Source organism: Intrasporangium sp. DVR (assembly GCF_040365325.1).
Lineage (GTDB): Bacteria > Actinomycetota > Actinomycetes > Actinomycetales > Dermatophilaceae > Intrasporangium.
Genome location: NZ_BAABZW010000001.1, coordinates 93,344 through 105,610, shown reverse-complemented (window position 1 = coordinate 105,610; position 12,267 = coordinate 93,344). Strand labels below are relative to the sequence as shown.

Here is a 12,267-nt window from a genome sequence, read left to right as displayed (position 1 = left end):
GGTCAGTCAACCTCCTCGACGGTGACGAGGTGCGTCACCGTCTTGACCATCCCGCGGATCTCGGGACGGTCCTCCTTGACGACGATGTCGCCAATGCGCTTCAGACCGAGGCTGCGCAGCGTGTCACGCTGGTTCTGCTTGCCGCCGATCTCGGACCGGATCTGGGTGACCTTGAGTCGTGCCATCACGCACCAGCCTTCTCGGCGGCGGCCCTGGCCTCGGCGAGGCCAGCAGCGCGCGCACGGAGCATGGCGGCCGGGGCGACGTCCTCGAGGGACTTGCCGCGACGCGCCGCCACCGACTCCGGGCGCTCGAGCTGACGCAGGGCCTGAGCCGTCGCGTGCACGATGTTGATGGCGTTGTCGGAGCCCAGCGACTTGGAGAGGACGTCGTGGATGCCGGCGCACTCCAGGACCGCACGCACCGGACCACCGGCGATGACGCCGGTACCGGGAGCGGCGGGACGGAGCATGACGACACCAGCGGCCGCCTCACCCTGGACGGGGTGCGGGATGGTGCCCTGGATGCGCGGGACCTTGAAGAAGTTCTTCTTGGCCTCCTCGACACCCTTGGCGATGGCCGCGGGAACTTCCTTGGCCTTGCCGTAGCCGACACCCACGGTGCCGTCACCGTCACCGACGACGACGAGGGCGGTGAAGCTGAAGCGACGGCCACCCTTGACGACCTTGGCGACGCGGTTGATGGTCACGACGCGCTCGACGTACTGGCTCTTCTCGGCGTCCCGACCGCCGTCACGGTTGTCACGGCCGCCGCGGCGGTCCTGACGATCGCCGCGCTCGGTGCGCTCGCCGCCACCGGCGGGACCGGTGCCTCGACGCTGCTGTCCGGGCATCAGATGTTCCTCATCTCAACGATTGCATGGTGCGTGGTCACAGGGACAACCCGCCTTCACGAGCGCCCTCGGCGATCGCCGCGACGCGACCGTGGTACTTGTTGCCCCCGCGGTCGAAGACGACGGCCTCGACCCCGGCGCTCTTCGCGCGGGCGGCGACGAGCTCGCCGACCTTCTTGGCCTTCGCCGTCTTGTCGCCCTCGAACGTCCGCAGGTCGGCCTCCATGGTCGAGGCGGACGCGACCGTCTTGCCGATCGTGTCGTCGACCACCTGGACGAACATGTGCCGGCTCGAGCGTGAGACCACGAGACGGGGACGGGCCGGGGTGCCGGCGATCTTCTTGCGACCGCGAACCTGGCGGCGGATGCGGGCGGCAGCCTTGGTCTTGCCGCGCTTGATGATCATTGCCATGGCTTACTTACCGGCCTTTCCAACCTTGCGACGGATCTGCTCGCCCGCGTAGCGAACGCCCTTGCCCTTGTAGGGGTCGGGCTTGCGCAGCTTGCGGATGTTCGCGGCGATCTCTCCCACGCGCTGCTTGTCGATGCCTTGCACCGAGAAGCGCGTCGGGTTCTCGACGGCGAAGCTGATCCCGTCCTCGGCCTTGACGAGGATGGGGTGCGAGTATCCGAGCGAGAACTCGAGGTCCGAGCCCTTCGCGGCGACACGGTAACCCGTGCCGTGGATCTCCATCTTCTTCTCGTAGCCCTCGGTGACACCGAGGACCATGTTGTTGAGGAGCGAGCGGGTCAGGCCGTGCAGCGAGCGCGCCTCGCGCTCGTCGTTGGGGCGCTTGACCTCGAGGGCTCCGTCCGTCTGCTCGACGGTGATGGGTGCCGGGACGGTGAGCGAGAGCTCACCCTTCGGGCCCTTGACCGTGACGTCCTGACCGTTGAGGGTCACGTCGACACCTGAGGGCACGGTGACAGGGAGTCGTCCGATTCGCGACATGTCAGTGCCTCCTTACCAGACGTAGGCGAGGACTTCCCCACCCACGCCCTTCTCGTGTGCCTGCTTGTCGGTCAGCAGACCGCTCGACGTCGAGAGGATCGCGACGCCGAGGCCGCCGAGAACCTTGGGCAGGTTCGTCGACTTGGCGTAGACGCGCAGACCCGGCTTGCTCACGCGGCGCACGCCGGCGATGGAGCGCTCCCGGTTGGGGCCGTACTTGAGGTCGACGGTCAGCGTCTGGCCGACCTCGGCCTCCTCGACCTTCCAGCCGGCGATGTAGCCCTCGGCCTCGAGGATCTCGGCGATGTTCTTCTTCAGCTTGGAGTACGGCATGGAGACCGTGTCGTGGTGCGCCGAGTTGGCGTTCCGCACACGGGTCAGCATGTCCGCAATCGGGTCAGTCATGGTCATGTGGGCTCTCCGCCCTTCCTCACCGGGGTTTCGACTCGGCGTGCGTCCCGAACGGGCACGAACAGCCGGGCCGACCTACGGTGTCAGAGGTGTGTTGGTCTGTGGTTGCGTTCCCCCGCCACGCGGGCGTCTCGGGGGGCACTCGGGGGGCGGACCCCCCGGAGTGTGGGTTACCAGGAGCTCTTGGTCACGCCCGGCAGCTCGCCCGCGTGCGCCATCTCGCGAAGGCAGATGCGGCAGAGGCCGAACTTGCGGTACACCGAGTGCGGGCGACCGCACTTCTGGCAGCGGGTGTACGCACGGACCTTGAACTTCGGCTTCCGGTTCGCCTTGTTGATCAGCGCGGTCTTGGCCATGTCAGTTCTCCTTGAAGGGGAAGCCGAGCGCCTTGAGCAGCGCGCGACCCTCGTCATCGTTGGTCGCCGTGGTGACCACGGTGATGTCCATGCCCCGGACTCGGTCGATCTTGTCCTGGTCGATCTCGTGGAACATCGACTGCTCGGTCAGACCGAACGTGTAGTTGCCCCGACCGTCGAACTGCTTCGGGGACAGCCCACGGAAGTCGCGGATGCGCGGGAGCGCGATCGTGACGAGTCGGTCGAGGAACTCCCACATCCGGTCGCCGCGCAGCGTCGTGTGCGCGCCGATGGGCATGCCCTCGCGGAGCTTGAACTGGGCGATCGACTTGCGCGCCTTGGTGACGACCGGCTTCTGGCCGGTGATGTTCGTCAGGTCGCGGACGGCACCCTCGATGAGCTTGCTGTCCTTGGCGGCGTCGCCGACGCCCATGTTGACGACGACCTTGACGACTCCGGGCACCTGCATGACGTTGCCGTAGCCGAACTGCTCGAGCAGCGCGGTCTTGATCTCGTCCTGGTAGCGCTGCTTGAGGCGCGGCATGGTCGCGGTAGCGGTGGTCATGGTGTTCTCAGACATGTTCACAGGTCCTTGTCCGACTTGACCGCGACACGGACGCGGGTCGCCTTCTGGCGGCCATTGCGCTCGACGGTCTCGACCCGCGTGCGGACGCGCGTCGGCTTCTTCGTCTCGGGGTCCACGATGGCCACGTTGCTCACGTGGACCGCGGCCTCGGTGTGGGTCAGGCCACCGGTCCGGGTGCCACGAGCCGTGGCGCCGGCCTTGATGTGCTTGGTGACGCGGTTGATGCCCTCGACCAGCACGCGCTGGGTCTCGGGGTAGACCGCGATGACCTTGCCCTGCTTGCCCCGGTCGCCGCCGTTCTTCTGGCTGCGGCCGGAGATGACCTGGACGAGGTCACCCTTCTTGATCTTCATCTTGGCCTTCGCCATGTTCACAGCACCTCCGGCGCGAGCGAGATGATCTTCATGAACTTCTTCTCGCGCAGCTCGCGGCCGACCGGGCCGAAGATTCGGGTTCCGCGCGGGTCGCCGTCCGCCTTGAGAATCACCGCGGCGTTCTCGTCGAACTTGATGTAGGAACCGTCAGCACGACGGCGCTCCTTGACCGTGCGGACGATGACCGCCTTGACGACATCACCCTTCTTGACGTTGCCGCCCGGGATGGCGTCCTTGACGGTGGCGACGATGGTGTCGCCGATGCCGGCGTATCGACGGCCCGATCCACCGAGAACACGGATGCAAAGGAGCTCCTTGGCACCGGTGTTGTCGGCGACGCGCAGTCGCGACTCCTGCTGAATCACTGTCTAACTCCTGTCGTCGTGCTGGTTCTCCCGGCGAGAAGAATTGGCGCTCAGCGCCATTTCTTCTCGCCGGAAGCCTTGCCGAACCAAATGGAAACGTTCTGTGTGGGACCAAGCCCAGCGGCATACATGAGGCTTTGCCGTATGCCGCCCAGCTGGCTCCCCGACTTTCCGCACGGTCCCAGCCACGCGGGTTGTCGGGGGGGCCACGGGGGGGCGGAGCCCCCCGTGTGTTACTTGGCCTTCTCGAGGATCTCGACGACGCGCCAGTGCTTGGTCGCGGAGAGCGGACGCGTCTCCATGATCAGCACGCGGTCGCCGACGCCGGCCTCGTTCTTCTCGTCGTGCGCCTTGACCTTGCTGGAGCGACGGATGACCTTGGCGTAGAGCGCGTGCTTGACGCGGTCCTCGACCTCGACCACGACGGTCTTGTCCATCTTGTCGCTCACCACGTAACCCTGACGGGTCTTGCGGTAGTTGCGCTCCGTGGTCTTCTCAGGGGTCTGCTCGCTCATGCCTGGGCCTCCTCGTCAGCCGCCTGCGCCTTCTTGGCCGACTTCTTCTCGGCCTTCTCGGCCTTCTTCGCCTTCTTGTCCGACGCGTCGGACGTGTCGGCCTTGGGCGCGGCGGGGGCCGAGCCGATGCCGAGCTCACGCTCACGCATCTCGGTGTAGATCCGCGCGATGTCCTTCTTGACGGCGCGCAGACGGCCGTGGTTGTCCAGCTGCCCGGTGGCCGACTGGAACCGGAGGTTGAACAGCTCCTCCTTGGCCTTCTTCAGCTCGTCGGCCAGACGCGCGTCGTCGAGACCACGCAGCTGCTCGGAAGCCAGGTCCTTGGTACCGACTGCCATCAGATGTCACCACCCTCACGCTGAACGAAGCGGCACTTCATGGGGAGCTTGTGCATCGCGAGACGCATCGCCTCACGCGCCACCGGCTCGGACACGCCCGAGAGCTCGAACATGACCCGGCCCGGCTTGACGTTGGCGATCCACCACTCCGGCGAACCCTTACCGGAACCCATGCGGGTCTCGGCGGGCTTCTTGGTCAGCGGACGGTCGGGGTAGATGTTGATCCACACCTTTCCGCCACGCTTGATGTAGCGGGTCATCGCGATACGAGCGGACTCGATCTGACGGTTCGTCACGTAGGCCGGCTCGAGCGCCTGGATGCCGTACTCGCCGAACGCGATCTTGGTGCCACCCTTGGCCGCACCGTGGCGGTCCGGGTGGTGCTGCTTGCGGTGCTTGACTCGACGGGGAATCAACATGTCAGGCCTGCTCATTCTCGGTGGCGGCCGGGGCCGGAGCCTCGGCGGTCACCGTGGACTCAGGGGCGGCCGTCTCGCGCGGAGCGGAGCCCTCGTTGCGGTCACCGCGACGGGCGCGGCTGGGGCGGCTGTCGCCGTCCCGGCGCGGGCCACGCGACGGGCGGGGGGCGGCGGCCTGCTGGGCCGCGAGCTCCTTGGCCGTCATGTCGCCCTTGTAGATCCAGACCTTGACCCCGATGCGGCCGAACGTCGTCCGGGCCTCGTAGAAGCCGTAGTCGATCTGCGCGCGCAGCGTGTGCAGCGGAACGCGACCCTCGCGGTAGAACTCGGTCCGGCTCATCTCGGCGCCGTTGAGGCGGCCGGAGACCTGGACACGGATGCCCTTGGCGCCGGCGCGCTGGGCGGACTGCATGCCCTTGCGCATGGCGCGACGGAACGAGACACGAGCGGAGAGCTGCTCGGCGATGCCCTGGGCGACCAGCTGGGAGTCGGTCTCGGGGTTCTTGACCTCGAGGATGTTGAGCTGGACCTGCTTGCCCGTCAGCTTCTCGAGCTCACCACGGATGCGGTCGGCCTCGGCGCCGCGGCGGCCGATGACGATGCCGGGACGAGCCGTGTGGATGTCGACGCGGACGCGGTCACGGGTGCGCTCGATCTCGACCTTGGCGATGCCGGCGCGCTCCATGCCCTTCTCCATCAGGCGACGGATCGAGACATCTTCCTTGACGTAGTCGCGGTAGCGCTGCCCGGCCTTGGTCGAGTCAGCGAACCAGCGGCTCTTGTGGTCGGTGGTGATGCCCAGACGGAAGCCATGGGGGTTGACCTTCTGACCCATCAGCGGGCTCCCTTCTTCTCGAGCTGGGACACGACCACGGTGATGTGGCTCGTGCGCTTGTTGATGCGACCGGCGCGGCCCTGGGCCCGCGGACGGAAGCGCTTCATGGTCGGGCCCTCGTCGACGAAGGCGGCGCTGACGATGAGCTCACGCTCGTCGAAGGCGACCGACTCGCGGTCCGCCTGGAACCGGGCGTTGGCGATGGCGCTCTGGAGCACCTTCTTCACCGGCTCGGAGGCGGCTTGCGGCGCGAAGGTCAGCGTCGTGACAGCGTCGGTGGCAGCCTTGCCGCGGATGAGGTCCACGACACGGCGGGCCTTCTGCGGGCTGACCCGGACGTGCCGCGCCGAAGCCTTGGCTTCCATGACAGATTCCTTGGTGTTTCCCGTTGCGGCGGCCATCAGCGACGACGACCCTTCTTGTCGTCCTTCACGTGACCCTTGAAGGTCCGCGTCGGAGCGAACTCGCCGAGCTTGTGGCCGACCATCGACTCGGTGACGAACACCGGGACGTGCTTGCGGCCGTCGTGGACGGCGAAGGTGTGACCGAGCATGTCGGGGCTGATGACCGACCGACGTGACCAGGTCTTGATGACGTTCTTCGTGCCCGCTTCGTTCTGGGCGTCCACCTTCTTCTGGAGGTGGTCGTCGATGAAGGGGCCCTTCTTCAGGCTACGAGGCATTCCAAAGGCTCCTTATCAGCGCTTCTTGCCAGTACGACGGCGACGCACAATGAGCTTGTCGCTTTCCTTGTGTCCCTTGCGGGTGCGGCCCTCGGCCTGGCCCCAGGGGCTGACAGGGTGACGTCCACCGGACGTCTTGCCCTCACCACCACCGTGCGGGTGGTCAACCGGGTTCATCGCGACGCCACGCACGGTCGGGCGCTTGCCCTTCCAGCGCATGCGGCCGGCCTTGCCCCAGTTGATGTTGCTCTGCTCGGCGTTGCCGACCTCGCCGACGGTGGCGCGGCAGCGCGCGTCGACGTTGCGGATCTCACCGGAGGGCATGCGCAGCTGGGCGTAGGCCCCCTCCTTGGCGACGAGCTGGACGCGCGCACCGGCGGAGCGAGCGATCTTGGCACCGCCACCCGGCTTGAGCTCGATCGCGTGCACGACCGTGCCGACCGGGATGTTGCGCAGCGGCAGCGAGTTGCCCGGCTTGATGTCGGCCGTGGGGCCGTTCTCGATCGGGTCGCCCTGCTTGAGCTTGTTCGGCGCGAGGATGTAGCGCTTCTCGCCGTCGGAGTACTGGACGAGCGCGATGCGCGCCGTGCGGTTGGGGTCGTACTCGATGTGAGCGACCTTGGCCGGCACACCGTCCTTGTCGTGGCGACGGAAGTCGATGACGCGGTACGCACGCTTGTGACCGCCACCGATGTGGCGAGTCGTGATCCGGCCGGAGTTGTTGCGGCCACCCGTCTTCGTCAGGGGACGGACGAGGGACTTCTCCGGGGTGGAACGCGTGATCTCGACGAAGTCGGCGACCGACGAGCCGCGACGACCCGGTGTGGTCGGCTTGTACTTACGGATACCCATGTTCGTTAGTCCTTAAGGATCTTCGTCGTTCTCAGGCGCCCGCACCGAAGATGTCGATCGAACCCTCGCGGAGGGAGACGATCGCACGCTTGGTGTCCTTGCGCTTGCCGATGCCGAAGCGGGTGCGTCGGGCCTTGCCCTGGCGGTTCAGGGTGTGCACCTTGTCGACCTTGACGTTGAAGATCTGCTCGATGGCGATCTTGATCTCGGTCTTGTTCGCGCGCGGGTCGACGATGAAGGTGTACTTGCCCTCGTCGAGGAGGCCGTACGACTTCTCGGAGACGACCGGTGCGATGAGGATGTCGCGGGGGTCCTTGGCGTGGATGCTCACTTCGAGCCCTCCTTGTCGGCCTTGACCGGACCGGCGACGAACGCGTCGAGCGCACCCTGCGTGAAGACGATGTCGTCAGCGCACAGCACGTCGTACGTGTTGAGCTGGTCGGCCACGAGGACGTGGACGTTCGGCAGGTTGCGGACCGACTTGAAGCTGACCTGGTCGCCACGCTCGAGCACGACGAGCAGGTTGGGGCGGTCGGTCAGGCCGGCGAGGAGCGCCGCCGCGGCCTTCGCCGACGGGGCGTCGCCCTCGACGAGGGAGTCGATCACGTGGATGCGGTCGAAGCGGGCGCGGTCGGAGAGGGCCCCACGCAGCGCGGCGGCCTTCATCTTCTTGGGGGTCCGCTGCGCGTAGTCACGCGGCTGCGGGCCGTGGACGACGCCGCCACCGGCGAACTGCGGTGCGCGGGTCGAGCCCTGGCGGGCGCGGCCGGTGCCCTTCTGGCGGTACGGCTTGCGCCCACCGCCGCGGACCTCGCCACGGGTCTTCGTCGAGTGCGTGCCCTGACGGGCGGCCGCGAGCTGGGCCACCACGACCTGGTGGATCAGCGGGATGTTCGTCTGGACATCGAAGATGTCAGCGGGAAGGTTCTGCGTCTTGGTTGCCATGTCGTTCATGCACCCTTCGCAGCCGTGCGGATCAGGACGATGCCGCCACGGGGACCGGGAACGGCACCCTTGATGAGCAGCAGGCCCTTCTCGGCGTCAACGGCGTGGATCTGGAGGTTCTGGGTCGTCTGGCGGACGCCACCCATGCGACCAGCCATGCGCATGCCCCGGAAGACACGGCCGGGCGTGGCGCAGCCGCCGATGGAGCCCGGCTTGCGGTGGTTCTTGTGGGCACCGTGCGAGGAGGACACGCCGTGGAAGCCGTGGCGCTTCATGACACCCGCGAAGCCCTTGCCCTTCGTCGTGCCCGTCGCGTCGATGCGCTGGCCGGCCTCGAAGATCTCGGCCGAGATCTCCTGGCCGAGCTCGTAGTCGGCGGCGTCCGCGGTGCGGAGCTCGACGAGGTGGCGGCGCGGCGTCACGCCGGCCTTCTCGAAGTGGCCGGACATCGGCTGGTTGACCTTGCGCGGGTCGATGGCGCCGAAGGCGATCTGGACGGCGTCGTAGCCGTCGGTGTCACCGTTGCGGACCTGCGTGACGACGCAGGGGCCGGCCTCGACCACGGTCACGGGCACGAGCCGGTTGTCGGCATCCCAGACCTGGGTCATGCCGAGCTTCTTGCCGAGCAGGCCCTTGACGGTCCGGTTGGAGGTGGTGGCTGCAACAGTCATCGTGGCCGCCTCAGAGCTTGATCTCGATGTTGACGTCCGCCGGCAGGTCGAGACGCATCAGCGAGTCGACGGCCTTGGGCGTCGGGTCGATGATGTCGATGAGGCGCTTGTGCGTGCGCATCTCGAAGTGCTCGCGGCTGTCCTTGTACTTGTGCGGCGACCGGATGACGACGAAGACGTTCTTCTCCGTCGGCAGCGGAACCGGGCCCACCACAGTGGCGCCGGCACGCGTCACCGTGTCGACAATCTTGCGCGCCGAGTTGTCGATGACCTCGTGGTCATACGACTTCAAGCGGATGCGGATCTTCTGTCCCGCCATCTCCGTTACGTCTCTCTCTCGCCGTACCTAGCAACCGGTTCCCTTGGCATCCGACCCCCGAGGTCGGGCGTGTCGCGCCCGCTCCGCGGTGAAAGTCCGCACCGAAGTGCCACTCTCGTCGTGGATTGCCCGGCCGAACCGGGTGGCTTGCGCTTCCCTCGGCCTCTCAATCGAGTCCTAGTCATCACATCCCCGTGAGGGCGATGACGAGGGGCGGCGGCACCGACATGGGTCAGCGACGCGCGTCAAGCAACCTGATAAGTGTGCCAGAGGGCGGAACCTCTATCAAATCGAGGTGGCTGGGGCACGCACGCCGGCTTCCGTGGCGCGCCGTCGCCGCCTGCCGTATGCCGCTGGGCTCGCCCGCGCTCGGGGGCTCGCTCCCTGCCCCCGAGTCGGCAGCGCTCAGTGGGTCGGCGCGAGGAAGGCGGCCAGCGCGGCGGCGTACATCGCCGGGTCGTCGGCACCGCACAGCTCACGGGCACTGTGCATCGAGAGCAGCGGCGCCCCGAAGTCGACCGTCGTGGCCCCGGTCAGGGCGGACGTCATCGGCCCGACGGTGGAGCCGCAGGGCAGGTCGGTGCGGACGACGAAGCTCTGCATCGGCACGCCTGCCTGCTCGCAGGCGAGCCGGAAGGCGGCCTCGCCGAGCGAGTCGGTCGCATAGCGCAGGTTGCTGTTGATCTTGAGCACCGGGCCACCGTTGACGGCGATGTGGTGGTGCGGCTCGTGCCGGTCGGCGTAGTTCGGGTGCGTCGCATGGGCCATGTCGCCGCTCGCGATGACGGTGCCGGCGAGGGCACGCCAGTAGTCGTCGCGGGAGCCGCCGGCGGCGAGGACGAGGCGCTCGAGGACCGAGGGCAGCAGGGTCGACATCGCCCCGCGCTCGGACACGCTGCCGATCTCCTCGTGGTCGAAGAGCACGAGGACGGGAACGCGCTGCGGCTGCGTGGCAGCGGCTCGGACGAGCGCGCGGACGCCGGCGTGGGACGTGGCGAGGTTGTCGAGACGCGGCGCGGCGATCAGCTCCCGGCGGCGGCCCAGGCGACGGGACGGCTCGACGGGGTGCGTCATGACGTCCCAGCCGAGGATGTCGGCAGCGGGCACGCCCACCTGCTCGCTGAGGTAGCCACGGAAGTCGCCGGGCGCGTCGCCCAGCCCCCAGAGCGGCTCGAGGTGCTGCTGCCGGTTGAGCGTCAGGCCGTCGTTCTGCTCGCGGTCCAGGTGGATCGCGAGCTGGGCCACCCGCAGGAGCGGAGCGCTGTCGTGGAACAGCCGCGACTCGACCGCTCCCCTGCCCTCACCGCGCACGGACACCCGGCCGGCGACCCCGAGGTCCCGGTCGAGCCACGAGTTGAGCAGGGGCCCGCCGTAGACCTCGACACCGAGCGACTGCCAACCGGCCTTGAGGTGGTCCGGGTTGGGCTTGACCCGAAGGTTTGGGCTGTCGGTGTGCGCCCCGACGACACGGAACCCGGCAGCGGGACCGAGCCCAGCGGCATACGCCCCCCTCGTGTCCCAGGCGATGAGTGAGCCGCCGCGCACGAGGAAGTGGGCACCCGGCTCGGTGGGGAACGGCTCCGACTCGACGACCTCGCTGAAGCCGGCCTCGGTGAGCCGGGCCGCCGCCTGCCAGCACGCGTGGAACGAGGTGGGCGACGCGTCGACGAAGTCGATGAGTCCCTGGGCTTCGGTGTCGGTGTCGAACGCGTGCGGCATGTCAGCGACCTTAGATGATGGGCGCATGAGCGAATCGAGCCCGTCCTCCTCCCCCGGCCGCCTGGGCCCCCGCCTGCGGGTCGGGGTGCAGCTCCCGGAGGTCGAGAGACGCGTCGAGTGGCCGGAGATGTTCGACCTGGCCCGCGCCGCCGAGGACGTCGGGCTCGACTCCATCTGGCTCGGGGACCACCTGCTCTACGACCTGCCCGGCGGGGTCACCCGCGGCCCGTGGGAGGTGTGGACCTCGCTGGCCGCACTCGCGACCGTCACCTCCCGGGTCGAGCTCGGGCCGTTCGTCGCGTCGACGTCGTTCCATGCCCCCGCCATGCTCGCGAAGATGGCGGCGACGGTGGACGCCATCTCCGGCGGCCGGCTCGTCCTCGGCGTGGGCGCCGGATGGAACGAACGGGAGTACCGCGCCTTCGGTTTCCCCTTCGACCAGCGGGTGGCGCGCTTCGAGGAGGCCTTCACCGTGATCCGGCAGCTCCTCCGGGAGGGGCGGTCCGACGTCCGTGGCCGCTTCCATGCCGTCGAGGACTGCGTCCTCGACCCACCGCCGAGCCGACCCGGCGGCCCGCCGCTCATGCTCGGATCCGTCGGCCCGAGGATGCTGCGGATCGGCCTGCCCCACGTCGACCTGTGGAACACGTGGTGGAGCGACTACGGCAACACCGTGGAAGGCTTCGCGGCCCTGCGGGAGCGGGTCGAGGCGGCAGCCGAGGAAGCCGGGCGGCGCCCCGCCGAGGTGGGTGCGACGGCGGCGGTGCTCGTGCGGTTCGGGAAGGGCCGCGGTCGGGTCATGGGCGAGGGCGACCACAACACAGCGGTGGACCCGGTCCCCGGCGAGCCCGCAGCGCTCGCCGAGCACCTCGCGGGTCTCGCTGAAGCCGGCGCGGTCCACGCCCAGCTCGTCCTCGACCCGATCACCGTCGAGTCGATCCACGAGGTCGGCAGAGCCGTCGCGCTGCTCTGACGGGCCGGCCCCGGACAGCGGGAGGGCCCGGCCCGCCGAAGCGGACCGGGCCCTCCCGGAGGTCTTCCCCGACGGCAGCTCAGCTGCGCGTCGAGGCGCAGA

At 68.4% G+C, this 12,267-nt stretch carries 22 protein-coding genes; 1 reads left to right on the top strand and 21 read right to left on the bottom strand.

Features of this window, described 5'->3' with window-relative positions:
* Positions 1–2: 2 nt before the first annotated feature.
* The 21 genes from rpmD to ABWV20_RS00445 form a co-directional block, all read right to left on the bottom strand.
* On the bottom strand, positions 3–185 hold the full coding sequence (rpmD, locus tag ABWV20_RS00545) for a 50S ribosomal protein L30 (RefSeq protein ID WP_013493552.1): 183 nt from the start codon (positions 183–185) through the stop codon (positions 3–5).
* Positions 185–853: a 30S ribosomal protein S5 gene (gene rpsE, locus ABWV20_RS00540; RefSeq protein ID WP_353352798.1), complete on the bottom strand. Its 669-nt coding sequence runs from the start codon at positions 851–853 to the stop codon at positions 185–187. Before rpsE ends, rpmD begins: the two co-directional genes overlap by 1 nt.
* Positions 854–890: 37 nt before the next feature.
* Positions 891–1,265, bottom strand: coding sequence for a 50S ribosomal protein L18 (rplR, locus tag ABWV20_RS00535; RefSeq protein ID WP_353352797.1), 375 nt, complete (start codon positions 1,263–1,265; stop codon positions 891–893).
* 3 nt (positions 1,266–1,268) lie between these two features.
* Positions 1,269–1,805, bottom strand: a complete 537-nt coding sequence (rplF, locus tag ABWV20_RS00530; RefSeq protein ID WP_353352796.1) for a 50S ribosomal protein L6 — start codon at positions 1,803–1,805, stop codon at positions 1,269–1,271.
* 12 nt (positions 1,806–1,817) lie between these two features.
* A complete protein-coding gene (gene rpsH, locus ABWV20_RS00525) occupies positions 1,818–2,216 on the bottom strand; it encodes a 30S ribosomal protein S8 (protein WP_272463143.1) in 399 nt (132 codons plus the stop codon).
* A gap of 170 nt (positions 2,217–2,386) precedes the next feature.
* Positions 2,387–2,572, bottom strand: coding sequence for a type Z 30S ribosomal protein S14 (locus tag ABWV20_RS00520; protein WP_013493557.1), 186 nt, complete (start codon positions 2,570–2,572; stop codon positions 2,387–2,389).
* Between the two features lies 1 nt (position 2,573).
* A complete protein-coding gene (rplE, locus tag ABWV20_RS00515; protein WP_353352795.1) occupies positions 2,574–3,152 on the bottom strand; it encodes a 50S ribosomal protein L5 in 579 nt (192 codons plus the stop codon).
* Positions 3,153–3,154: 2 nt separating this feature from the next.
* A complete protein-coding gene (gene rplX, locus ABWV20_RS00510) occupies positions 3,155–3,526 on the bottom strand; it encodes a 50S ribosomal protein L24 (RefSeq protein WP_353352794.1) in 372 nt (123 codons plus the stop codon).
* Positions 3,527–3,528: 2 nt separating this feature from the next.
* On the bottom strand, positions 3,529–3,897 hold the full coding sequence (gene rplN, locus ABWV20_RS00505) for a 50S ribosomal protein L14 (RefSeq protein WP_142181405.1): 369 nt from the start codon (positions 3,895–3,897) through the stop codon (positions 3,529–3,531).
* A gap of 233 nt (positions 3,898–4,130) precedes the next feature.
* The gene (gene rpsQ / locus ABWV20_RS00500; protein ID WP_353352793.1) at positions 4,131–4,412 is read right to left on the bottom strand and encodes a 30S ribosomal protein S17; all 282 of its coding nucleotides are present in this window, start codon (positions 4,410–4,412) and stop codon (positions 4,131–4,133) included.
* Positions 4,409–4,750, bottom strand: coding sequence for a 50S ribosomal protein L29 (rpmC, locus tag ABWV20_RS00495; protein WP_353352792.1), 342 nt, complete (start codon positions 4,748–4,750; stop codon positions 4,409–4,411). The genes rpsQ and rpmC overlap by 4 nt, the downstream gene beginning before the upstream one ends.
* Positions 4,750–5,169, bottom strand: a complete 420-nt coding sequence (rplP, locus tag ABWV20_RS00490; RefSeq protein WP_034801566.1) for a 50S ribosomal protein L16 — start codon at positions 5,167–5,169, stop codon at positions 4,750–4,752. The genes rpmC and rplP overlap by 1 nt, the downstream gene beginning before the upstream one ends.
* Before the next feature lies 1 nt (position 5,170).
* A complete protein-coding gene (gene rpsC, locus ABWV20_RS00485; RefSeq protein ID WP_353352791.1) occupies positions 5,171–6,004 on the bottom strand; it encodes a 30S ribosomal protein S3 in 834 nt (277 codons plus the stop codon).
* The gene (gene rplV, locus ABWV20_RS00480) at positions 6,004–6,369 is read right to left on the bottom strand and encodes a 50S ribosomal protein L22 (RefSeq protein WP_353352790.1); all 366 of its coding nucleotides are present in this window, start codon (positions 6,367–6,369) and stop codon (positions 6,004–6,006) included. The genes rpsC and rplV overlap by 1 nt, the downstream gene beginning before the upstream one ends.
* Positions 6,370–6,404: 35 nt before the next feature.
* On the bottom strand, positions 6,405–6,686 hold the full coding sequence (gene rpsS, locus ABWV20_RS00475; protein ID WP_026864141.1) for a 30S ribosomal protein S19: 282 nt from the start codon (positions 6,684–6,686) through the stop codon (positions 6,405–6,407).
* A 15-nt stretch (positions 6,687–6,701) separates the two neighbouring features.
* On the bottom strand, positions 6,702–7,538 hold the full coding sequence (gene rplB / locus ABWV20_RS00470) for a 50S ribosomal protein L2 (RefSeq protein WP_353352789.1): 837 nt from the start codon (positions 7,536–7,538) through the stop codon (positions 6,702–6,704).
* Positions 7,539–7,569: 31 nt separating this feature from the next.
* The gene (gene rplW, locus ABWV20_RS00465) at positions 7,570–7,869 is read right to left on the bottom strand and encodes a 50S ribosomal protein L23 (RefSeq protein ID WP_013493568.1); all 300 of its coding nucleotides are present in this window, start codon (positions 7,867–7,869) and stop codon (positions 7,570–7,572) included.
* Complete coding sequence (gene rplD / locus ABWV20_RS00460) at positions 7,866–8,492, bottom strand: 50S ribosomal protein L4 (protein ID WP_353352788.1); 627 nt, start codon at positions 8,490–8,492, stop codon at positions 7,866–7,868. Before rplD ends, rplW begins: the two co-directional genes overlap by 4 nt.
* On the bottom strand, positions 8,489–9,154 hold the full coding sequence (gene rplC, locus ABWV20_RS00455; protein ID WP_353352787.1) for a 50S ribosomal protein L3: 666 nt from the start codon (positions 9,152–9,154) through the stop codon (positions 8,489–8,491). The genes rplD and rplC overlap by 4 nt, the downstream gene beginning before the upstream one ends.
* A gap of 10 nt (positions 9,155–9,164) precedes the next feature.
* Positions 9,165–9,473 (bottom strand): 30S ribosomal protein S10, encoded by a 309-nt coding sequence (gene rpsJ / locus ABWV20_RS00450; protein ID WP_009775966.1) that lies wholly within the window; start codon positions 9,471–9,473, stop codon positions 9,165–9,167.
* Between the two features lie 405 nt (positions 9,474–9,878).
* Complete coding sequence (locus ABWV20_RS00445) at positions 9,879–11,192, bottom strand: M18 family aminopeptidase (protein WP_353352786.1); 1,314 nt, start codon at positions 11,190–11,192, stop codon at positions 9,879–9,881.
* A 25-nt stretch (positions 11,193–11,217) separates the two neighbouring features.
* On the opposite strand from ABWV20_RS00445, the gene ABWV20_RS00440 reads away from it, so the two are divergent.
* Complete coding sequence (locus tag ABWV20_RS00440) at positions 11,218–12,165, top strand: LLM class flavin-dependent oxidoreductase (protein ID WP_353352784.1); 948 nt, start codon at positions 11,218–11,220, stop codon at positions 12,163–12,165.
* Positions 12,166–12,267: the final 102 nt, after the last annotated feature.

What these genes read in the sequence shown, in the direction of transcription:
- rpmD (WP_013493552.1), bottom strand. Translation starts at nt 185, where the DNA reads ATGGCACGACTCAAGGTCACCCAGATCCGGTCCGAGATCGGCGGCAAG.
- rpsE (WP_353352798.1), bottom strand. Translation starts at nt 853, where the DNA reads ATGCCCGGACAGCAGCGTCGAGGCACCGGTCCCGCCGGTGGCGGCGAG.
- rplR (WP_353352797.1), bottom strand. Translation starts at nt 1,265, where the DNA reads ATGGCAATGATCATCAAGCGCGGCAAGACCAAGGCTGCCGCCCGCATC.
- rplF (WP_353352796.1), bottom strand. Translation starts at nt 1,805, where the DNA reads ATGTCGCGAATCGGACGACTCCCTGTCACCGTGCCCTCAGGTGTCGAC.
- rpsH (WP_272463143.1), bottom strand. Translation starts at nt 2,216, where the DNA reads ATGACCATGACTGACCCGATTGCGGACATGCTGACCCGTGTGCGGAAC.
- ABWV20_RS00520 (WP_013493557.1), bottom strand. Translation starts at nt 2,572, where the DNA reads ATGGCCAAGACCGCGCTGATCAACAAGGCGAACCGGAAGCCGAAGTTC.
- rplE (WP_353352795.1), bottom strand. Translation starts at nt 3,152, where the DNA reads ATGTCTGAGAACACCATGACCACCGCTACCGCGACCATGCCGCGCCTC.
- rplX (WP_353352794.1), bottom strand. Translation starts at nt 3,526, where the DNA reads ATGGCGAAGGCCAAGATGAAGATCAAGAAGGGTGACCTCGTCCAGGTC.
- rpsQ (WP_353352793.1), bottom strand. Translation starts at nt 4,412, where the DNA reads ATGAGCGAGCAGACCCCTGAGAAGACCACGGAGCGCAACTACCGCAAG.
- rpmC (WP_353352792.1), bottom strand. Translation starts at nt 4,750, where the DNA reads ATGGCAGTCGGTACCAAGGACCTGGCTTCCGAGCAGCTGCGTGGTCTC.
- rplP (WP_034801566.1), bottom strand. Translation starts at nt 5,169, where the DNA reads ATGTTGATTCCCCGTCGAGTCAAGCACCGCAAGCAGCACCACCCGGAC.
- rpsC (WP_353352791.1), bottom strand. Translation starts at nt 6,004, where the DNA reads ATGGGTCAGAAGGTCAACCCCCATGGCTTCCGTCTGGGCATCACCACC.
- rplV (WP_353352790.1), bottom strand. Translation starts at nt 6,369, where the DNA reads ATGGAAGCCAAGGCTTCGGCGCGGCACGTCCGGGTCAGCCCGCAGAAG.
- rpsS (WP_026864141.1), bottom strand. Translation starts at nt 6,686, where the DNA reads ATGCCTCGTAGCCTGAAGAAGGGCCCCTTCATCGACGACCACCTCCAG.
- rplB (WP_353352789.1), bottom strand. Translation starts at nt 7,538, where the DNA reads ATGGGTATCCGTAAGTACAAGCCGACCACACCGGGTCGTCGCGGCTCG.
- rplD (WP_353352788.1), bottom strand. Translation starts at nt 8,492, where the DNA reads ATGAACGACATGGCAACCAAGACGCAGAACCTTCCCGCTGACATCTTC.
- rplC (WP_353352787.1), bottom strand. Translation starts at nt 9,154, where the DNA reads ATGACTGTTGCAGCCACCACCTCCAACCGGACCGTCAAGGGCCTGCTC.
- rpsJ (WP_009775966.1), bottom strand. Translation starts at nt 9,473, where the DNA reads ATGGCGGGACAGAAGATCCGCATCCGCTTGAAGTCGTATGACCACGAG.
- ABWV20_RS00445 (WP_353352786.1), bottom strand. Translation starts at nt 11,192, where the DNA reads ATGCCGCACGCGTTCGACACCGACACCGAAGCCCAGGGACTCATCGAC.
- ABWV20_RS00440 (WP_353352784.1), top strand. Translation starts at nt 11,218, where the DNA reads ATGAGCGAATCGAGCCCGTCCTCCTCCCCCGGCCGCCTGGGCCCCCGC.